This window comes from Pyramidobacter sp. C12-8 (assembly GCF_002007215.1).
Lineage (GTDB): Bacteria > Synergistota > Synergistia > Synergistales > Dethiosulfovibrionaceae > Pyramidobacter.
On sequence record NZ_MUHX01000012.1, the window covers coordinates 1 to 19,054 of the forward strand.

Annotated in this window: 17 protein-coding genes and 1 pseudogene; 11 read left to right on the forward strand and 7 right to left on the reverse strand. The window is 61.6% G+C overall.

Annotated elements, in window-relative coordinates:
• Positions 1–402: 402 nt before the first annotated feature.
• Together B0D78_RS13600 and B0D78_RS06100 are read right to left on the reverse strand one after the other, a co-directional pair.
• Positions 403–721: pseudogene (locus tag B0D78_RS13600) on the reverse strand (GxxExxY protein); the annotation flags it as partial.
• 49 nt (positions 722–770) lie between these two features.
• Positions 771–2,180, reverse strand: coding sequence for an MATE family efflux transporter (locus tag B0D78_RS06100; RefSeq protein WP_078016097.1), 1,410 nt, complete (start codon positions 2,178–2,180; stop codon positions 771–773).
• Positions 2,181–2,625: 445 nt separating this feature from the next.
• Between B0D78_RS06100 and B0D78_RS06105 the strand changes: the two genes are divergently transcribed.
• Positions 2,626–3,081 carry an RrF2 family transcriptional regulator gene (locus B0D78_RS06105; RefSeq protein ID WP_078016098.1) on the forward strand — a complete coding sequence of 152 codons (456 nt, stop codon included), beginning with the start codon at positions 2,626–2,628 and terminating at the stop codon, positions 3,079–3,081.
• Between the two features lie 62 nt (positions 3,082–3,143).
• On the opposite strand, the gene B0D78_RS06110 is transcribed toward B0D78_RS06105, so the two are convergent.
• On the reverse strand, positions 3,144–3,503 hold the full coding sequence (locus tag B0D78_RS06110) for a VOC family protein (protein ID WP_168170028.1): 360 nt from the start codon (positions 3,501–3,503) through the stop codon (positions 3,144–3,146).
• 286 nt (positions 3,504–3,789) lie between these two features.
• Between B0D78_RS06110 and B0D78_RS06115 the strand changes: the two genes are divergently transcribed.
• The 6 genes from B0D78_RS06115 to B0D78_RS06140 all read left to right on the forward strand — a co-directional run bounded on the left by B0D78_RS06115 (position 3,790) and on the right by B0D78_RS06140 (position 10,772).
• Entirely contained in the window at positions 3,790–4,128 is a 339-nt protein-coding gene (locus B0D78_RS06115) for an HU family DNA-binding protein (protein WP_009163544.1), read from the forward strand.
• A gap of 173 nt (positions 4,129–4,301) precedes the next feature.
• Complete coding sequence (locus tag B0D78_RS06120; protein WP_078016100.1) at positions 4,302–6,353, forward strand: acetate--CoA ligase family protein; 2,052 nt, start codon at positions 4,302–4,304, stop codon at positions 6,351–6,353.
• 130 nt (positions 6,354–6,483) lie between these two features.
• Complete coding sequence (gene plsY / locus B0D78_RS06125) at positions 6,484–7,083, forward strand: glycerol-3-phosphate 1-O-acyltransferase PlsY (protein WP_078016163.1); 600 nt, start codon at positions 6,484–6,486, stop codon at positions 7,081–7,083.
• An 80-nt stretch (positions 7,084–7,163) separates the two neighbouring features.
• Positions 7,164–7,661, forward strand: coding sequence for a CtsR family transcriptional regulator (locus B0D78_RS06130; protein WP_078016101.1), 498 nt, complete (start codon positions 7,164–7,166; stop codon positions 7,659–7,661).
• Positions 7,662–7,701: 40 nt separating this feature from the next.
• On the forward strand, positions 7,702–10,026 hold the full coding sequence (locus B0D78_RS06135) for an ATP-dependent Clp protease ATP-binding subunit (protein ID WP_078016102.1): 2,325 nt from the start codon (positions 7,702–7,704) through the stop codon (positions 10,024–10,026).
• An 89-nt stretch (positions 10,027–10,115) separates the two neighbouring features.
• Positions 10,116–10,772 (forward strand): Crp/Fnr family transcriptional regulator, encoded by a 657-nt coding sequence (locus B0D78_RS06140; RefSeq protein WP_240496127.1) that lies wholly within the window; start codon positions 10,116–10,118, stop codon positions 10,770–10,772.
• 85 nt (positions 10,773–10,857) lie between these two features.
• Here B0D78_RS06140 and trxA read toward each other — a convergent pair whose 3' ends face one another.
• Positions 10,858–11,166, reverse strand: a complete 309-nt coding sequence (gene trxA, locus B0D78_RS06145) for a thioredoxin (RefSeq protein ID WP_078016103.1) — start codon at positions 11,164–11,166, stop codon at positions 10,858–10,860.
• 247 nt (positions 11,167–11,413) lie between these two features.
• Here trxA and proB point away from each other — a divergent pair, with 247 nt between their 5' ends.
• The 4 genes from proB (at position 11,414) to B0D78_RS06165 (ending at position 16,536) form a co-directional block, all read left to right on the forward strand.
• On the forward strand, positions 11,414–12,532 hold the full coding sequence (gene proB, locus B0D78_RS06150; protein ID WP_078016104.1) for a glutamate 5-kinase: 1,119 nt from the start codon (positions 11,414–11,416) through the stop codon (positions 12,530–12,532).
• 30 nt (positions 12,533–12,562) lie between these two features.
• Positions 12,563–13,816, forward strand: coding sequence for a glutamate-5-semialdehyde dehydrogenase (locus B0D78_RS06155; RefSeq protein WP_078016105.1), 1,254 nt, complete (start codon positions 12,563–12,565; stop codon positions 13,814–13,816).
• Between the two features lie 27 nt (positions 13,817–13,843).
• Positions 13,844–15,205, forward strand: a complete 1,362-nt coding sequence (locus B0D78_RS06160; protein ID WP_168170029.1) for an MATE family efflux transporter — start codon at positions 13,844–13,846, stop codon at positions 15,203–15,205.
• 179 nt (positions 15,206–15,384) lie between these two features.
• Positions 15,385–16,536 (forward strand): hypothetical protein, encoded by a 1,152-nt coding sequence (locus B0D78_RS06165; protein WP_078016107.1) that lies wholly within the window; start codon positions 15,385–15,387, stop codon positions 16,534–16,536.
• A gap of 61 nt (positions 16,537–16,597) precedes the next feature.
• On the opposite strand, the gene B0D78_RS06170 is transcribed toward B0D78_RS06165, so the two are convergent.
• Genes B0D78_RS06170 through B0D78_RS06180 form a run of 3 tightly spaced genes read right to left on the reverse strand, consistent with a single transcriptional unit; the run spans position 16,598 to position 19,038 of the window.
• Positions 16,598–17,008: a hypothetical protein gene (locus B0D78_RS06170; RefSeq protein WP_168170030.1), complete on the reverse strand. Its 411-nt coding sequence runs from the start codon at positions 17,006–17,008 to the stop codon at positions 16,598–16,600.
• Positions 17,009–17,067: 59 nt separating this feature from the next.
• The gene (locus tag B0D78_RS06175; RefSeq protein ID WP_078016109.1) at positions 17,068–17,469 is read right to left on the reverse strand and encodes a hypothetical protein; all 402 of its coding nucleotides are present in this window, start codon (positions 17,467–17,469) and stop codon (positions 17,068–17,070) included.
• 36 nt (positions 17,470–17,505) lie between these two features.
• Positions 17,506–19,038, reverse strand: a complete 1,533-nt coding sequence (locus tag B0D78_RS06180; RefSeq protein ID WP_078016110.1) for a YbaK/EbsC family protein — start codon at positions 19,036–19,038, stop codon at positions 17,506–17,508.
• Positions 19,039–19,054: the final 16 nt, after the last annotated feature.

Consider the following 19,054-nt stretch of genomic DNA (forward strand, 5'->3'; position numbering starts at 1 on the left):
CGGGATTCAGCTGGGCTGGTTGTCTTTTTCTAGTGTGGGGTTACGGGAATCTAGGGTGAAAGCGCACAAGCCCGCTCCGGACCACCCTTGGCGGCGTGGCGTCGTCAAAAGGCAGGGATATCATAGCACATGTCGGGATAAACGTACGTTCGCGTAGACGTTGTTATGGCGGCACGATGGGGAGTTCTTTCGAGGTGTCTTGCTGTGATGGGAGTGTGATGGGGTGACTTTTTTAATGAGCAGTTATGGTGACATTTTTATTGGCTATTGACATCCTTAAAACGAAACCCACCGCGGAGAAGCGGCGAAGCGGAGCAATGCAAAGGGAATATTACGCTTATTGTGATATTGTCCGCGGAAGTCGAGCTGAATAGGGGAGGAGCAGACGATGAATACCGTCTTTTATTTCAGAGGAACGTTGAAATTGATGAGATACCTCAAAGTCTTTCCCGTGAGTTTCATATATGAAAGAAGCTGTGCGGTATGAACCGGTAAAAGACTTTCTACGGCTTTGAGTTCGATGATGACTTGGTCGTTGATGAGCATGTCCAAACGGTAGGCCGTTGACCTGAAGCTGCTTGAATGTAAAATTGACGGGAACTTCAGTTTCAACTTTGAGGCGTCGCAATTGGAGCTCGTGAGCGAGGCGTGTCTGATAAACTCGCTCCAGAAGTCCGGGGCCCGGAGATTTATGTACGGCAAATACCCCGTTGACGATTTCATTACATAAAGAGTTGAGAGCAGGGGAAACACGTGCAACCTAGAGTTTGTCATTCTCCGCTTCTCCGTTGCTCTGTGGTGGAATTTGTTCTCACTGCGGAAGTCTGCGCGCGCATCCAGTTGAGGTAATTTCTGACGAGGGGGATGGAGAAACAGGCGCAGAGGACGTCGGCGACGGGCTGGCTGATTTGGATGCCGGTGAGGCCGATGAAGCGGGGCAGGATGATGACGCAGGGGATAAAGAAGAAGCCGCGCCGGGCGCCGGAAAGGAACGACGCTTCTTTGTAGCGCCCGGTGACCTGGAACAGCATGTCGGTGAGAGCGGTCACGGGCAGGGTGACGAGCGTCACACAGTGGGCGCGGAAGGCGAAGGAGCCGATCTCAGAAACGCGCGGATCGGTATTTTGAAACAGGGCGATGACCTGCGGCGCAAAGACGAAAAAGAACGCCGCCAGACATGTCAGCACGATCAGGCCGGTACGGACGCAGAATTTATACGCTTCGATGACGCGGTCGTAGCGCTTGGCGCCGAAGTTGTAGCCGGCCACGGGCTGGAAACCCTGCCCGAAGCCGATCAAGATGGAACCGATGAACATGGACACGCGCATGACGATGGCCATGGCCGCGAGCGCGGCGTCGCCGTAGACGGCGGCGCTGGTGTTGAGCGCGATACTGGCCAGCGAAGCCATGCCCTGGCGAAACAGCGTCGGCATGCCGGTGCGGACGATCAGACCGTAAAAGGCAGGCGAACGGGACACATACCGCGGGCTGATGCGCAGCACCGTGCGTTTGAAAATGAAGTGCGACATCAGAATGGAGAAACTGACGCACTGGCTCAGCACGGTGGCGATGGCGGCGCCGGCGATGCCCATTTTGAACGTGAAGATGAACAGCGGATCCAGCACCACGTTCAGCAGCCCGCCGGTGACGATGCCGAGCATGGCGAAGAAAGCCTTGCCTTCGGAACGCAGATTGGTATTCATCACGAAAGACGTCGTCATCAGCGGAGCGCCGATCAGGATCCAGCGGGCGTATTGACGCGCGAAGGGCAGAATGGTCTCCGTCGATCCGAGCAGCCTCATAAAAGGATCCAGCCAGATCAGCCCGCCGGCGGCGACCAGCAGGCCGAACGCGAGCGCGGCGAAAAACGCCGACGAGGTGGCTGTTCGGGCCTCGTCGTCTTTCCGTTCGCCCAGACGCCGCGAGGCGATGCTGCCGGCTCCCATGCCGAACATGAAACCGATCGCCTGAATGATCGCCATCAGCGAATAGACCACGCCGACGGCGCCGGCGGCGCTGGTGCCGATACGGGCCACGAAGAACGTGTCGGCCATGTTGTAAAAGGAAGTGATCAGCATGCTGCAGATGGTTGGCATGGCCAAGCCGAGAATCAGAGGCCGCAGAGGCGACTGAGTCATCTTGATGAACTGCTGCTGGGCGGCATCGGGGAAGTTGTTCATGGTAGGTCAGGGCTCCTTAAACGATCTCGCTGAAGTGTCGGTAAGAAGTATTACCATGTTTGCTGGGCGCCGTGAGGAAGTTCAGCCGCTCGGGACGATCTCGGCTGCTGCGCGGCGTGCGTTGTGAATTTTCCTCGCCGCGCCCCTGCGTTCGGCTTTTTAATCAAGAAAAAGTATGATATTATTCTCAATCAAAGCGCATCGTTGAAAATGCAGTGCTTCGCACCGCGGCGCTCGAAAAAATCGTTCGATCTTTTCGAAACTTGGGATGGAGGCCTATTTGAGAGGACAACTGAATTCCTGTCTATACTGTCAGACGTTTTTGTGATATAGTTTAGCGACACTGTGCGTATAAATAGAAGATGTTCAATTTGTCCGAGAGGCACGTTACGGATTTTTATCCGATGGAATTTGTCGAACCCGACAGAGACGGAGGTTCTTTTCAATGAAAGTTTCAACAAGGGCTCATTACGGACTGCGCGCGGTCATCGCTATCTCCGAAATGGCCCGGAGCGGGCTGCCGGTCAGCGTCAGCGACGTGGCCAAGGCCGAGAATCTTTCCGACACGTATCTGGAGCAGCTGGTATCCAAGCTGCGCCGCGCCGGGATCCTGCGCAGTTACAGGGGCGCCCGCGGCGGCTATGAATTGGTTCGCGACCCTGATACGATCACGGTTGCCGAAGTGCTGAGGGCTGCTGGCGAACAGATCGTTTTTCCCGAATGCACCACGCCTGAGGGATGTGAGTTGGCGCATCAGCGCGGTCATGTCTGCGCTTCTTCCCATTTCTGGCAGAATCTTAATTTCATGGTGAACAAGATAGCTGAGGAAACGACAGTCGGCAGTTTGATCCGGAACTACGAAGAAGAGATGGGAAAAACGCGGGCCGAAAACCGGCAATGACGCGGCGGAGCGAATGACGGAATCCCTGTCTGGCGGACAGGGATTCTTTGTTGGATAAGCAGCTACAGGCTCCCTTCACAAAGTTCGATGATCTCGCCGTCGGGGCCGTTGAGAAAGCAATTGCGGGCATGGTCCCCCATAGGACTGACGGGGCCGGCGGCAAAGCCGCAGCTGCCGAGGCGCCGGAGGGCGTCTTCCATGGACGGCACGGAAATCGCCACGTGGTTGCGCCCCGGAACGCGGTCGTCGCCGGGCTTGCAGATCAGCTCGACGGCGAAGTCTGCAAACCTGACGAAGACCAGATGGGATCCCGAAGGCATTTGGAACTCCTTGTCCTTCATGCCGCCGAGGGCATCGACATAGAAGTGAAGCGACCGATGAAGATCCTGCACGCGGATCCCGACGTGAGCTATTGAATACATGAGCAACCGTCCTCCTTCATGAAAAAGCAAAAAAAATGAAGTTTTTTCGATGTTCTTTATCATAGCAGAAATTTTCTCGTTTTGCAGTATCAGGAAGAGCCGTATATGCTTTTAGGAATGGCTTTTACTGCAAAAATTTGTATTATGCCCCTTTCGCAAGCCATGGGGGAGCCCGTTTCAGAACGCGAAATCAGCAGAAATCCGCTGTTGGGGGGCTTGTCAGGCGCGAATGCTATGATATACTCACATCGTTGAGTACCAAATCCTGTGTGGAGGTGTCTGAAAAATGACAAAGGCTGAATTGGTTGAGTTCGTAAGGGAAAAGACGAATCTTCGGAAGGTCGACGCTGCCAACGCGGTAGCCGCCATGCTCGAAGGCGTGAAGGACACGCTGCAGAAGCAGGGCAAGGTCCAGATCGTGGGCTTCGGCACTTTCGAAGTACGTCAGCGCAGCGCTCGTACGGGCCGCAATCCTCAGGATCCTTCCAAGACTGTCCACATCCCCGCCAAGAAAGTACCTGTGTTCAAGGCCGGCAAGCTTCTGCGCGAGGCCGTCGACGCCACCGTCGCCAAGAAAGCTGCCAAGAAGCCCGCTCCCAAGGCTGCCAAGAAGGGCAAGAAGTAATCTCTCCCTCAACCAAGGTTTCATCAGTCCAAGCGAAAAAGAGCGTTCCGGTTTTGCCGGGGCGCTCTTTTTAATTCGTCGGGCGCGGATGGCGCCGCGGCGGCGCAAACTTCACAGGATTTGGGCGATGGGATATAATCTTCACGTCATGAAGAACGCAAGGAGGAATCGCTATGTGGGACCGCGGACTGTTGATCGTCGGCGACGGAGACGGCACGGGGACCGATCTGCGCCCGCTGGCGCTGATGAGCGACCTGGGGCGCGGGGATTTCTTCGCGGTGTGCCGCGAGAGCGCCGCGGCGGCCGAATGGCCCGACGAAAAAATCGACGTGGTCATGATCTCGCCGGGCTGCACGAACTGCGCGCCGCTGTTGAAACAATGCCTCGAGCGGCGGATCGGTTTTGTGATCATCGGCTGCCCGCGCCTTGAGCGCGAAGAAGAGCGGCAGCTGCTGCGGGAATATCGAGCCGCCGGCGGCCGGGCGCTGGGGCCGGGCAGCCAAGGATTTTTCGACTGGGAACGGCGGCTGGCGCTGTGCTGGTCGGCGGCCGTGCGAATGCCCGACAGTCAACCGCAGGAACGGCATGTGACGCTGATCGCTCAGGGCGGCACGGTGCCGTTTTCGCTCTATGCCATGGCGGTGGAGGCGGGCGTCCGTTTTCGCCGCGTCGTTTCTCTCGGCAACTGCGCCGACAGCGACGGCGAATTGCTGCGCTGCATGGAAACGGCCATCGGCGATCCGATGACGACGCTGTTGATCCTCAGCTTCGAATCGTTGACGCGGGGACGCGACTTTCTCGCCATGGCCTCGCGTGCGGCAGAGCGCCGGCTGCCGGTGGTGCTGCTGCGAAGCGGCGTGAACGAGGCGTTTCGCGACCGTCTGGCGCGGCGTCATGACGACGCGGCCTGGACCGACTCGATCATGTGGGAGTCGGTGGCCGGTCAGTTCGGCGTGGTGCTGCTGCGCGACGCGCAGCAGATCGTCGATCTCGGCAAGCTGTCCTCGCTGGGGGTGCCGCCGCAGGGCAACCGTGTGGCGGTGCTGGCGCTGTCCGAAGGACTGGCGATGATGCAGGGCGATCAGTGCCGCGAAGCCGGGCTGGACGTGGTCGAGTTTTCGCCCGCGCTGAAAGAAAAGATCCAGGCTCTGCTGCCCCAATGGGCCAACGCCGCCAACCCCGCCGATCTGTCAGAACAGGCGATCAACCGCGAGGGGATGCTGGGACGGATCCTCCGCACGCTGCAGGACAGCGGCGAATGCGACATGATCCTCGTCATTACCGGTTCGCTGACGGCCGCTCAGGGCGAGCGTCTCGCCCGCGCCATGGGCACGATGCACCGCCGCGGCGGCAGGACGCTGGCCTGCTGCTGCCTGAGCCGCTGGCGTCCGCTCGACGACATGGTAAGGCGTATGAACGCGGATGGCGTGCCGCTGTTCAGCAGCCCGCGCCGCGTTGCCGAAGCCCTGTCCAGCCTCTGGCGCATCGGCCGCGATATCCGCCCGATGAGCGAACTCTGCAAGCCGGCGCGGCATCCGTTCCTCGAACGCTGCCCGCTGCGCCTGAGCGAGCGCGACGCCGTGGCGCTGGTCGAAGCCTACGGGCTGAAGACGGTCAGGCACCGTCTCTGCGTTTCGGTGGCGGAAGTGCTGGAGACGGCGCGCAGCATCGGTTTCCCGCTGGTGTTGAAGGTGGTTTCGCCGTCCTTTGCCAGCAAGCAGCAGGCCCGCGCCGTAGCGTTGAATCTGCGTACCGAGGAAGAGCTGCGCAACGCCTACGGCCGCATCCTCGAACGCACCAGCCGCGTCCATGCCGGAGCGGAGATCCAGGGCGTGGTGGCTCAGAAGATGATCATCGACGGCATCGAGTGCATGATCGGCATCAAGCGCGACCCGCTCTTCGGACCGGTCGTGGCCGTAGCGCTGGGCGGCGCCTATTACGGTCTGATGAAAGACATTTCGCTGCGCGTGGCGCCGGTTTCGCTGGAAACGGCCATGGATATGATCGCAAGCCTCAAGGGGTATCCGCTCATCTCCGGCGAATGGTTCGGCACGCCCATGGACGTGGAAGCGCTGGCGCAGCAGATCGTCACGCTGTCGCAGATAGGCTGTGCGGAGCCGGACATCGAGCTGCTGGACATCAATCCGATCTTTGTCCGTCCGAAAGGACTCGGCGCGGAGATCGCCGACGCGTTTGCGCTGCGGCGACAAAAAGCGCGGGACTGAGCCGGCGGAAATTTACGAAGTGCGGTCTGCTGCGGGAACGTATTTTATAAAGAACCCCACGGTTTTCCGCGCGTCCGCTTCCGCCGGGGGCGAAACGCCGATAAAAAAACATCAAGAGGAGAAAAACAGCATGGAACTGGCGCTTTGGGCGGCAATCGGTTATCTTTTCGGCTCGTTCCCCACAGGGTATCTCGCGGTCAAGATCATAAGAGGCGAGGACATCCGCACGTTCGGCTCGGGAAATACCGGCGGCACCAACGTGGGCCGTGTGATGGGGAAAAAATGGGCCGTGCTCGTGACGCTCGCGGACATGCTCAAGGGCGGCGCCGTCGTGATGCTGTGCCGCGCTTTCGGCGGCAGCGACGCGGCGGTGGCGGCGGCGGCTTTCGCCGCCGTGTGCGGGCATAACTATCCCGTCTGGCTCGGATTTCACGGCGGCAAGGGCGTGGCCACGACGCTGGGCACGCTGTTTTTCGTGCAGATGTGGCCGTCGTGCGCGGCGGTGCTGCTGGGCGGCGCTCTCTGGTTCCTGATCATGAAAGCCACGCGTTACGTTTCCGTGGCTTCGTTGGCGGCGCTGCTGTTCATCGCCGGATCTTTTTACTTTTTCGGGCTTCACCGCGCTTTCGTGATCCTCGCGCTGGTGCTGGCGGCGCTGTCGCTGTGGCGTCACCGCGCCAACCTGAGGCGTCTGGCCGGCGGCACGGAAAATAAAGTTGGTCAGAAATAAATCTGACCAGTTCTTGACTATATTTGACCAATAAGCTACAATCGTTCCAGTTCTGATGGATGGAACGGAGGAAGCCTGACATGAGCAGTTTGACTGAGGTCATCGAAAGCTATATCAACGAACTTTTCGAACAGGAAGAGCAGGACCGCGCCGCCGACGCCGAACGTGTTTCGCTGCGCCGCAAAGACGTGGCGGAGCGCTTCGGCTGCGTTCCCAGCCAGATCAATTACGTGCTGCGGAGCCGCTTCACGCCCGAACGCGGCTATATCGTAGAAAGCCAGCGCGGCGGACATGGTTATATCCGCATCATGAAGATCAGCTACGACATGCCCGAAGAGCGCGCCCGGCACATCGTCAAGATCGTCGGCGATTCCATTTCCGAGGCGGACGCGAAACGCCTCTTGTGTTCTCTCCAGGCTCGCGGCATGATCAACGCCCGCGAGCGCCTGCTGATCGAAATTTCGTTGCGCCATATCAGCGAACTGTGCGACAACATGTTCGACGTGTCGCCTTACAAGAAAAGTTTACTGGCGGCCGAGATGCTCAAGAAAATGCTCTGCGGCCTCGATTTGGCCTAAGTTTTGAGAATCGTTCGGAGAAATCAAGGAGGGGAGTGCCTTGTGGCAATTTTTTACGGAACGAAGCAAACGCGTGATCCAGATCGCGCATCGTGAGGCACTGCGCCTTGGACACGCATTTATCGGCACGGAACATCTGATGATCGGCCTGATCGCCGAAGAGTCGTCGGTGGCGGCGCTGGCCCTGAAAGATGCGGGACTGGCCGCCGAGGACGTGGCGCGCGAGATCCTCGCGCTGAGGCCGCCGGCGGCGCCGTACGCGCAGCCCGTCGACCTGCCGCTGTCGGATCGGGCCCGCGGGGTGCTGAACGCGGCGATCCATCTGGCCCGCGAACTTCATTCGAGTTACGTCGGCACCGAACATCTGTTGCTCGGCGTGTTGTCCGCGCCGGAGTGCACAGCCTGTCATGCGCTGGCGGAACTGGGGCTTGACACGGAAAATCTGCGCGTCGGCCTGAAAAAACAGCTGGTCGCGCAGTCCAGCCGCCAGGAAGCGGCCGATGAAGAAAAGAATGCCGCCGGCCGTCCGGCGGCGGACGCCAAGACGCCGACGCTGGACAAGTACTGCGTCGACCTGACGGCCAAGGCCGCCAAAGGCGAACTGGATCCGCTGATCGGCCGCGAGCAGGAGACGCACCGCATGATGCAGATCCTCTGCCGCCGCCGCAAGAACAATCCCGTGCTGGTCGGCGATCCTGGCGTGGGCAAGACGGCGATCGTGGAAGGACTGGCCTACAGAATCCAAAAAGGCGCCGTACCCTCGCTGCTCAAGGGCAAGCGCGTCGTGGAACTGACCATGGGGACGATCGTGGCCGGCACCAAGTACCGCGGCGAGTTCGAGGACCGCATGAAGAAGATCGTCGACGAGCTGACCGCCGCCAAAAACGTGATCCTTTTCATCGACGAGCTGCACACCGTCGTCGGCGCGGGGAGCGCCGAAGGCTCGCTGGACGCGGCCAACATCCTCAAGCCCAGCCTGGCCCGCGGCGAGTTTCAGGTCATCGGCGCGACGACGCGCGACGAGTACACGAAGAACATCGAAAAAGACGCGGCGCTGGAACGGCGTTTCCAGCCCGTGGCGGTCGGCGAGCCCGATCAGGATGCGGCGCTGGCGATCCTGCAGGGATTGAAGGAAAGCTACGAGAAACATCACAGCGTACACTACACCGAAGGCGCGCTGGAAGCCGCCGTGCGCCTGTCCAGCCGCTATCTGTCCGACCGCAGCCTGCCCGACAAGGCTATCGACCTGATCGACGAAGCGGGCGCGAAAGTGCGCCTTGACCTCGACGAACAGCAGATCCCCGAAGGGCTGACCGTCGACGAGGAGGAGATCGCCGGCGTGCTCTCCGAGTGGAGTGGCATCCCCGTCAAGACCCTGACCGAACACGAAGCCCAGCGTCTGTTGCGCCTCGAATCGGAGATCCACCAGCGCCTGGTCGGTCAGGACGAAGCGGTGAGCGCGCTCTGCCGCGCCGTGCGCCGTTCGCGCAGCGGCCTGAAAGACCCGCGCCGTCCCGTGGGCAGCTTTTTGTTCCTCGGCCCCAGCGGCGTCGGCAAGACCGAACTGGCCCGCTGCCTGGCGCGCGCGCTGTTCGGCAGCGAAAAAGCGCTGCTGGCCTTCGACATGAGCGAGTACATGGAGCGCCACGAGGCCGCCAAGCTGATCGGCGCGCCGCCCGGCTACGTGGGCTACGACGAGGAAGGCCGCCTCACCGAGGCCGTGCGCCGTCATCCCTGGTCGGTCGTGCTGTTCGACGAGATCGAAAAGGCCAATCCCGACGTGTTCAACCTGCTGCTGCAGATCCTCGAAGAGGGACGGCTCACCGACGCCCACGGACGCACGGTCGACTTCAAGAACACCGTCATCATCATGACCAGCAACCTCGGCGTGCGCGAAACGGCGAAAGCGGGGTTCGGCTTTTCCGCCTCCGCGGAAGCGGAAAAGAAGAAACAGTCGGAGGCGCTGCTCGGCGCCGTGAAGGAGTTCTTCCGTCCCGAATTCCTCAACCGGCTCGACGCGCAGCTCGTCTTCCATCCGCTCAGCGCCGAAGAGATGGCGCGCGTGTTCGACATCATGATGTTCGACTTGCGCTCGCGCCTCGGCGAGCACGGCATCATCCTCTCCATGGCGAAGGACGTGCGGGAGTTCCTGCTCCGGGCTGCGGCGGCTCAGAATCAGGGGGCTCGGCCGCTGCGCCGCCTGATCCAGACGAAGATCGAAGACCCGCTCTCCGATCTGATCCTGTCCGGCGAGGTGCCCGACGGCTCCACGGTGGACTGCGTTCTTGACGGCGACGCGCTCGCGTTCAGCGCGCGCCCGCCGCGCCGCCGCGCCAAACGGGAGTTGGCTGCAGTTTCCGAGTAAACGAAAACCGCCGAAAAACTTCGGCGGCTTTCTTGTAAAAATTCAAAGCCGTCCGGCAGCAACGGCGAAGGAAGGTGGAGCCTATCGAGTTGAAAGACTGTTTCCCGTTCTGGGAGCGGCTGACGGCGAGCGAGCGCACGGAGCTGGAAGCGGCGGCGCTCGTCCGCGGCGTCGAGGCCGGCGTGCCGCTCCATACCGGTTCGGCGGACTGCGACGGCCTGATCACCGTCATGGACGGGCAGATCCGCGCTTTTATCCTCTCGCCCGAAGGGCGCGAGCTGACGCTGCACCGCCTTGTTCCCGGCGACATCTGCCTGTTTTCGGCCACCTGCGCCGTGCCGGGACTTCGTTTCGACGTCAGCGTCGAGGCGGAAAAAAACTCGCGGCTGTGGGTGATCCCGCCGGCGGCATGCAAGCGTCTGGTGGCGCGTTCGCTGGTCTTCGCAAATTTCATCGGCGAGGTCGCGGCTTCCCATCTGTCCGATATCCTCTGGCTGGTCGAACAGGTGTTGTGGAAAAGTTTCGACGCCCGTCTGGCGGAATTTTTGCTGAAGGAGAGCGAGCTGGAAGGGACGGGGAAGCTGAAGATCACTCACGAGAAGATCGCCGCCCACCTGGGCACGGCCCGCGAGGTGGTGACGAGGATGCTGCGCTACTTCCAGGACGAAGGCATGGCGCGGCTTTCCCGCGGCTGCATCGAACTGGTTGCGCCGAACAAACTGGCGCAGCTGACGGCAAAAAAGTGAATCGGAACATTGCAGAGCGCAAGCGCCCGGCGGACTGGTCCGCCGGGCGCTTGCGCTCGTTTTCGGGGCATGTTTCTCGCGCCGCTTATTTGAGCAGGGCGAGCACGTTTTCCCTCGACTGCACGCCGACGGTGCGGCCGGCGGGAGCGCCGTTTTTGAACAAGATCAGCGTGGGGATGCTCATGATACGGAGCGAAGTCGCCAGCTCGGGCTGTTCGTCGACGTTGACCTTGCCGACTTTGAAGCCCGAGGCTTCGGCGGCGATCTCGTCGAGGACGGGCGAAAAGGCGCGGCAGGGCGCGCACCACGGCGCCCAGAAATCGACCAGCACCGGTTCGCTGCTTTGAAGGACTTCACTCTGAAAATTTTCACTGGTAAGGACAATCGGCGTCATTTCTTTGTTTCCTCCTGTAAATCGCTGAAGTTGCCCGGCTGCGAGCCGGGCTTTTTTTATCGCTGAATTAAGTATAAAGGGAAGGCCCCGTTTTGTCAGTGATAAAGTTACGAAGCGGCGTGATTTTGGCGCGCTGAAATCGCACCGCTTTCGGGGAACGTCGGGCGCCGGTTTTTCGTGGTACAATAAGCCACACGCTTCGGGATCGAAATGAAATACAATCGTTTCAACAGAGGGGGGCGTTTCGATGGATCGCAGCGAGCTGAAAAAATGTCGCCGCGTGGTAGTCAAGGTCGGCACGAGCACCATCACGCACAGTAACGGGAAAATCAATATCCAGCGCATGGACAGGCTTTGCCGCGCTTTGGCCGACCTTCACAACCGCGGTACCGACGTGCTGCTCGTTTCGTCAGGAGCGGTCGGCGCCGGCATGGGACGCCTCGGTTACGCGGAAAAGCCTTCCAGCCTGCCGGTCAAGCAAGCGTTGGCGGCGGTGGGGCAGGGGCTGTTGATGCAGATGTACGAAAAACTTTTCTCCGAGTACGGCTGCACGACCGCGCAGATCCTGCTGACTCGCGTCGGCTTCAACGACCGCTCGCGCTATCTCAATCTGTGCAACACCATGCACGCTCTCGCCGACATGAACGTGATTCCCGTGATCAACGAGAACGACACGATCGCCGTGGACGAACTCAAATTCGGCGACAACGACACGCTGTCGGCCCTGGTCGCCTGCGCCGCCGGCGCCGATCTGCTGGTCATCCTTTCCGACATCGACGGGCTCTACGATGCCGATCCTCGCGTTCACAAAGATGCCAGGCTGATCCACGAGGTGCGCACCGTTTCGCAGAGCATCCGCGACAACTCGGGCAGCAAGGGCAGCAGCATGTCCTCCGGCGGCATGTACACCAAGATCACGGCCGCCGACATGGTGCTGCCGGCGGGCATCCCGCTGGTGATCGCTTCCGGCGCGGCGGAGAACGTGCTGCACCGTATCCTCGACGGCGAAGTGCTGGGCACGCTGTTCATCCCGCCGATGGAGCACCGTCACGCGCGTAAGCAGTGGATCGCGGCCAACCGTCCCTTCGAGTCGGTGACGATCGACGCGGGAGCCGTTAAAGCGCTGACGGAACAGGGCGGCAGCCTGCTGGCCAAGGGCATCACGGCCGTCAACGGCGAATTCGAGGCCGGCCGTCTGTTGGCGGTGTTGGCTCCGGACGGGGAGGAGATCGCCCGCGGCCTGACGAATTTCAATTCACGGGATCTGAAAAAGATCATGGGGCACCGCAGCGATGAATTCGAAACGCTGCTGGGCGCGAAGGATTTCGACGAGGCTATTCACCGCGATAATCTGACGGTGCTTTAGACCTCGATGTCTGAGGGATGGGGGATAATCATGGACGCATCGTTGATTTTGCATGAAATGGGAAAGAAGGCCCGCGCTTCCGCGGCCGTGCTGGCACAGGCCAGTTCGGCGAAGAAAAACGAAGCGCTGCGGGCCATGGCGACGGCGCTGCGCGCCCATAAGGACGACATCCTGGAGGCCAACGGGCGCGACATGCGCGGCGGAGAAGAAAACGGCCTCGGCCAGGCGATGCTGGAGCGGCTGAAACTCACGGAGCAGCGCGTAGAAGACATGGCGGTCGGCATCGAGGAAGTGGCGGCGTTGCCCGATCCGATCGGTCAGACGGTGCGCGGTTATGTCAATTCCGACGGGCTGAAGATTGCGCAAGTGCGCGTGCCGCTCGGCGTGATCGGCGTCATTTACGAGTCGCGTCCCAACGTGACCGCCGATACGGCAGCGCTCTGCCTCAAGTCGGGCAATGCGGTGATTTTGCGCGGCGGGAGCGAAGCCATGGATTCCAGCCGTGTGATCGTCAGCGCGTTGATCGAGGCCGTTTCCTCCGCGGGGCTGCCCGAAAGCTGCATCCAGCTGCTCGACGTGCCCGGCCACGAGGCGACGACGGCGCTGATGCAGCTGGACGATCTGGACGTGCTGATCCCGCGCGGCGGCCGCGGTCTGAAAAAAGCCGTGCGCGAGCACTGTTCCGTGCCCTGCATCATGACGGGCGACGGCGTGTGCCACACGTATATCGCCGCTTCCGCCGATCCGCAGATGTGCGTGCCGATCGTCATCAACGCCAAGACGCAGCGGCCTTCGGCGTGCAACGCCATGGAGACGCTGCTGATCCACAAAGACGCGGCGCCGACGGTTCTGCCGGCCGTGGCCAACGCGCTGGTGGCTCACGGCGTGGAACTGCGCGGCGACGCCGCAGCCCGTGAGATCTTTGCGGATATGGAGCCGGCCGCCGACGAGGACTGGGCGACGGAGTACCTCGATCTGATCCTCTCGGTCAAGATCGTGAATTCGCTCGACGAAGCGCTGGCGCATATCGCTCGCTGGGGCACGGGGCATTCCGAGAGCATCCTTACGACCGATTACGCCGAGGCGGAAAAGTTTCTCGATCGCGTCGATGCGGCGGCGGTCTACGTGAACGCTTCAACGCGCTTTACCGACGGCGGCGTCTTCGGCCTGGGCGCGGAAATCGGCATCAGCACGCAGAAGCTGCACGCCCGCGGCCCCATGGGCATCGAGCAGCTGACCAGCACGAAGTACAAGATCCGCGGCAGCGGCCAGGTCCGGCGCTGAACGATGAGTCCCTGCGGGGGCGGCCGGATGGAAGGCGCGGAGCCAAAGAATCGGATGCTCTCGGGCGGCGTTTTCCGGCCTGTTTTTCTCTTTGCGCTGCCCATCATGGTGGGGAATTTTTTTCTCCAGTTGTACATCACGGTCGACGCGGTCATCGTCGGCCGTTTTCTCGGCAGCCATTCGCTGGCGGCGGTCAGCGTGGCCACGCCGATTCTGTTTATCGTCGTGTTCTTCCTGGCCGGCGGGTGCACCGGCGTTTCCGTGCTGATCGCTCAGATCTACGGCTCCGGCGATACGGAAAAACTCAAAAGAGCCATGTCCACGGCGCTGATCTTCGGCGCGCTGTTCACGCTCGGGCTGACGGCGCTGTGTCTGTACGGCGCGCGCGGCGTTCTGATGTGGACGAAAGCGCCGGCGGAACTGCACGACGAGACGATGGCCTATCTGAACATCGTCTTCGCCGGCCTGATCTTCTCGTTTTTGTACAATTACTACGCCTCGGTGCTGCGCGGCATCGGCAACTCGAAGATCCCGTTCGTCTTTCAGGCGGCGGCGTCGGCGCTGCACATCGCCATGAATCTGCTCTTCGTCGGCGCGCTGGGGCTGGGCGTGCGCGGTTCGGCGCTGGCCACCGTGCTGTCGCAGATGTTTTCCTCGGCCGCCTGCATTTATTATGTTTATCGTTACGAACCGTTGCTGGCGCTTCGTCGCGGCGACTGTGCCGTCGACCGCGCGGCGTTGGGGCAGACGATCAGCTACAGCTGGGCGTCGGCGCTGCAGTCCATTATCGTCTACGTGGGGCGTTTCCTCACGCAGGGCTGCGTCAATCCGATGGGAGCCGACGTGGTGGCTGGCTACAACGCGGCGACGCGCATCGAGGCGATCGTGGTCATGCCCTACGAGGGCATTTCCACGGCCGAGTCGACGTTCATCGCTCAGAACGTGGGGGCGGGGCACGCGGAACGCGTGCGGGCCGGATTCCGAGCGGGGCTTGCGATGAATCTGGCGTACGTGACCGTGGCCTGCACGCTCCTGTTTCTGAACGCCGCGGCGATCATGGGGATTTTCGTGCCCGGCGGTTCCAACCCGGTGATTGTCCAGGCAGGCAGCCTTTATCTGAGGCCTCAGGCGGTTTACCTCGCCCTCAGCGCCGTCGACGTGGTGATGCAGAGTTTCTTTCGCGGGCTGGGCGAATTTCGCATCGTGATGATCGTCTCGCTGCTGCAGATCGTCGTACGCGTGATTCTCTCGTTCTGGCTGGTGCCGTCGCTGGGCATCTCGGCCATCGCCCATGCCACGGCGGCCGGCTGGCTGCTGATTTTCTTCGTGCTCAGCGCCCTCTCGTACCACCGGTTGCGGCAGATCGACGGGCGGCTCCAGCGTGCCTGAAAAGCGCGTCCCCTCGCTCGGTGCGGAGCAAAGGGAACTTTGGCGTCGGCCCGTCTCGTTTTTTTCGGTGGACTTTAGGATATTGTGCAAATCGTCATTGACATCAGCGCAGATTTCCTGTATGAAAAGGGCGCGATACACAAGATCACCCGTGGGAATCCAAGGAGGGTACGGAAGGGATGAAAGCTTTCAAGGGCGCGCTGTGGATGACCGTGCTGCTGTGGATGGCCGGCGCGGTCATGGCGGAGCAATCTTGCGCCGCGCTGCCGGAGACGGTGATGTCGGAATGGGAAAATCTGACGGGGACTCTTGACGAGGCTACGACCCTGCGCGAGAAGCAAAAACGTTTGCCGGAAAGTTCCTGGCTGGGCGCCGACCAGCAGAAGACGGGCGCCAAGATTGCCAAGCTGCTGCGCCGGGCTCAGGGGATTCTGCTGTCCTCGGAGACGCTCAAGTTGGTGGACCGTTCCGAGGAGATCAAAGAGCGTCTGCCCCGGCTGTATCGGAGGATCGAGGAATACAAGAACAAGCGTATCGGGGCGCCGCAGAAGTCCTACAATCCGTTTGTGAAGACGGTGAAGGACTGCGATGAAACGATCGCCGAGGCCGAGAAGGACGTCAAACGTCTGCGCGACGAGCTGGCGCAGATCCGCGACGCAATCGCGGCGGAGCTGCGCGGCTGGGGACTGAAGCTGACCGACGCGCAGGCCGACGTGCTGTTCTCGTCGGTGGTCGGCGACAGCCTGCTGCGCAACGCCGTGATCTTCGAGAACGTCAAGGGCGTCACGGCGCAGCTGACGCAGCTTATGGCGCAGAACAAAGACGACACGTCCATCGCCCGCAAATATTATGGCATGTACGTGACGCTGATCGACGTGCTGCTGGACACGCAGTACGGGTTCGTGAACAAGATCGACGGCGAATGGCGGCCGCAGGTGAAGAAGATTTCCGAAGGCGCCGCCGCCAGCCTGAAGGAAGCCCGTGCGGCGCTGGACCGCAGCGATTTCTCGGCGGATCAGAAGGCGATCTTCCGCAGCAACGCCGCCTCCAACGAGATGACGGTGAAAGCGGCCGAACAATATTTGAAACTGCTGGACAACCAGAAGACAAGCGTGCAGAACTGCATCCGCAGCATCGAACGCGACCGCGAGGTGGCGGCCAACACCTACGCGACGGTGCAGCACATCAGCGACATGAACGCGGTGATCCAGTCGGGCATGCAGCTGTTCGACATGCTGGCGGCGATGCAGCTGCCGGAGATCCAAGCTTTCGACAGTTCGGGCGTGCGCCGCGAGTTCGACGAGATCACGCGCCGCCTGCAGCAAAAATAGCTTCGCAGAGAAAACGGGACCGGACTCCCCTGATGGGAAGCCGGCCCCGTTTTGTGTGCGGTCATTGTTTTTCGGCGATCTTTTTCCAACGCTGGTTCAGCTCGTTGCCGATCGCGAGATAATCGGTCTCTTTCTGCTGAAGCTCTTCGAGGTCCTTTTTGTAGCGCTCTTTCCAATAACGGGAACGTTTGTCCGCTTGGGCGGCGTTCATGGAACCGCAGAGGTCGATGAAGAAGGTCATGGCGGTCTGCAAACTGCGCAGGTAGGGGCGCATGGTCATGAAGAACTCGTGCAGCGGATCTCCGGCCTCGAGTTTGAGCTCGCGCACTTCGTCAAGCATGGACTGCGCCTCGGTCCTCAGCGCGCCGGCTTTCGCCGCCGCCATGGCGGGATCGACGCGCTTCAACCCCAGCGCTTTCAGAAACGAGAACTTGAAGATGCTGTTCTGCGCCTCGATGTAGCCGCGCACCACAGCGTTTACCCGCTGTCCGAAGAGGGCGGCGTTTTCTTTTGTCAACGCGAAGGGCACGGCTACTTCCCGCTTTCCGCCAGGGAGACGATGAAGTCCGTCAGCTGCGCTTCCAGCGTCTCGTAAGCGGTCCGGGCGCCCGGGGACAGCTGCGTGGAATGCGGCGGCATGGCGAGCAGCTCTTTTTTCAGGTTCTCGACGTTGGCGCCGATTTTTTCCGTCAGGACGGCAATGGCCTGCTCATGGCCGCTGGCGGCGGCCTGCTCGCGTCCCTTTTCAACGAGCGCCTGGCCGAGGGAGACGGACCTCATCACCGAAGCGGCCAACGGTTTGTCCAGCCGCGAGACGCTCTTGAGCAGGTCGCGGCCGGGATTGGAGACGAGATAGGGATAGAGGGCGAACACGCCGCAGAGCAGCAGGACTATCGAAATGAGGAATCGCTTTTTTCTGAGATCGAGTTTCATGTTCAGCACGCTCCTTTTTATGTCGTTCCCATTGTATCACGTCCGGAACGGACGGCGCTCCGCGGCCGAAAAAGTTTCCTGCTGCGCGGCAAACTCTGCGGGCGAGAACGTTTCGGTGCGGCCGTTCCGTGTCACGTCGAGCAGCCAGCCGTCCCCGCCCTTTTTGAGGCAGACGGTCTGCGGCGCGCGGATCGCCGCGGCTTCGGCCCGGCGATTTTCGAACGTGCCGCCGCGGTCGTCGCCGACGACGCGGAGCCCGGCGCTTTCAAGCGCGCCGATCAGCGGCGCGAGCGCGTCCGGCGCTTCGTCGCCCTCCCAGTAAACGTAGACGTCGAACGGGGCGATCTCGCCGGGCCAGCGTTCGGAGTTTTCGCTTGCGGCCGAGAGCAGCGCCGTCAGGTCGATCTCGGCGCTCCAGGCGGGGACGTGGGCTTTGGCGGAACCGTTGAAAAAGGTCAGCGACGGTTCGGCGAGGCCGGCGGGATCGACGGGGCGGAAGGCGGCGATGCGGCGCAGTTCGCTCTTTTCCAGCGCCGTACCGCAGTGGGGGCAGTGATCGCCTTTCTGAAGCAGCGTCACGTCGGCGACGAAGTCGGTCTTGAAATCGCGGCCCCAGCAGGCGCCCGTTTTATGAAAGCCGGGCTTGTTGGCGCCGACGACGGCGTTTTTGACGCCGACGGCGCTGAAGTCGGCGAGCAGTGCCACCGAGGCGGGCAGCCCTACCGGGCCCATATAGCCGGCCGAATCGCCCATGACGGCGGCCAGTTCGTCCGGCTCGGCGGGGCGGACGGACGCGCCCTGGAACGCGGCGCGGACTTTTTCCAGACAGACCTGGCGGTCGGCGCGCAGGATCACGGCGGCCAGGCCGCGCCCCTCGACGGCGTAGAACATGCACTTGACGATCCGCGACGGCGCGATCTTGAGATATTCGCACAATTTTTCGACGGTGGAGCAGCCCGGCGTGGCCACTTCGCGCAGCTCTTCCGGCGCGGCATCCGACGTCTCTCCGCCGAAGCGGCAGGGGCTGTCGAAGGCGGCCATCCAGCCGCAGTCGGGACAGACCAGTCCTTCTTCGCCGCGAAGCGGTGCCTCGGAGCGGCAGAGCAAATCGACGCGGTGCCCTTCGGGCGTCAGACGGTCGACGCGGCGCAGGCGCAGGCCCAGCGTGCAGACGGCGCCGCCGACAGCGCGCAGCGCGTCGTTGGCCATTTCGAGCGAGGCTTCGAAGTCGCCGTGAAGTCCCAGCAGTCGGAGCTCGTCCCCACGGCGCTCGGCGAGGAGAACCGGCAGGTCGGCGGCGCGTTTGATCAGACGCACGGCGGCGTCGAGGGCGCCGCGAGCGGAGGTCCCGCAGTCGAGACGCTGCGGGCGGAAGGCTTCGAGGCTGCGAAGCAGAAAGTCCTCGGTGCGCTGGAAGAGGACTTTCCCCTCCGGCAGCAGGATCAGCGTTTCGTCGTTGGGGTTCCACAGGCCGTAGCCGTCCTGCGCGATTTTGGCCAAGCCGAGGTCGTGCAGTTTCGAGGAACGCCCGCGCGAAACGGGCATCAGCAGTTCGCTCATCCATTTCATGGCGTTTCCCCTGTCG

Bases quoted from the DNA above. Each gene is read 5' to 3' on its own strand.
- B0D78_RS06110 (WP_168170028.1), bottom strand. From the start codon at position 3,503: ATGTATTCAATAGCTCACGTCGGGATCCGCGTGCAGGATCTTCATCGG.
- B0D78_RS06105 (WP_078016098.1), top strand. From the start codon at position 2,626: ATGAAAGTTTCAACAAGGGCTCATTACGGACTGCGCGCGGTCATCGCT.
- B0D78_RS06115 (WP_009163544.1), top strand. From the start codon at position 3,790: ATGACAAAGGCTGAATTGGTTGAGTTCGTAAGGGAAAAGACGAATCTT.
- B0D78_RS06160 (WP_168170029.1), top strand. From the start codon at position 13,844: ATGGAAGGCGCGGAGCCAAAGAATCGGATGCTCTCGGGCGGCGTTTTC.
- B0D78_RS06165 (WP_078016107.1), top strand. From the start codon at position 15,385: ATGAAAGCTTTCAAGGGCGCGCTGTGGATGACCGTGCTGCTGTGGATG.
- B0D78_RS06120 (WP_078016100.1), top strand. From the start codon at position 4,302: ATGTGGGACCGCGGACTGTTGATCGTCGGCGACGGAGACGGCACGGGG.
- B0D78_RS06100 (WP_078016097.1), bottom strand. From the start codon at position 2,180: ATGAACAACTTCCCCGATGCCGCCCAGCAGCAGTTCATCAAGATGACT.
- trxA (WP_078016103.1), bottom strand. From the start codon at position 11,166: ATGACGCCGATTGTCCTTACCAGTGAAAATTTTCAGAGTGAAGTCCTT.
- proB (WP_078016104.1), top strand. From the start codon at position 11,414: ATGGATCGCAGCGAGCTGAAAAAATGTCGCCGCGTGGTAGTCAAGGTC.
- B0D78_RS06130 (WP_078016101.1), top strand. From the start codon at position 7,164: ATGAGCAGTTTGACTGAGGTCATCGAAAGCTATATCAACGAACTTTTC.
- B0D78_RS06180 (WP_078016110.1), bottom strand. From the start codon at position 19,038: ATGAAATGGATGAGCGAACTGCTGATGCCCGTTTCGCGCGGGCGTTCC.
- plsY (WP_078016163.1), top strand. From the start codon at position 6,484: ATGGAACTGGCGCTTTGGGCGGCAATCGGTTATCTTTTCGGCTCGTTC.
- B0D78_RS06175 (WP_078016109.1), bottom strand. From the start codon at position 17,469: ATGAAACTCGATCTCAGAAAAAAGCGATTCCTCATTTCGATAGTCCTG.
- B0D78_RS06155 (WP_078016105.1), top strand. From the start codon at position 12,563: ATGGACGCATCGTTGATTTTGCATGAAATGGGAAAGAAGGCCCGCGCT.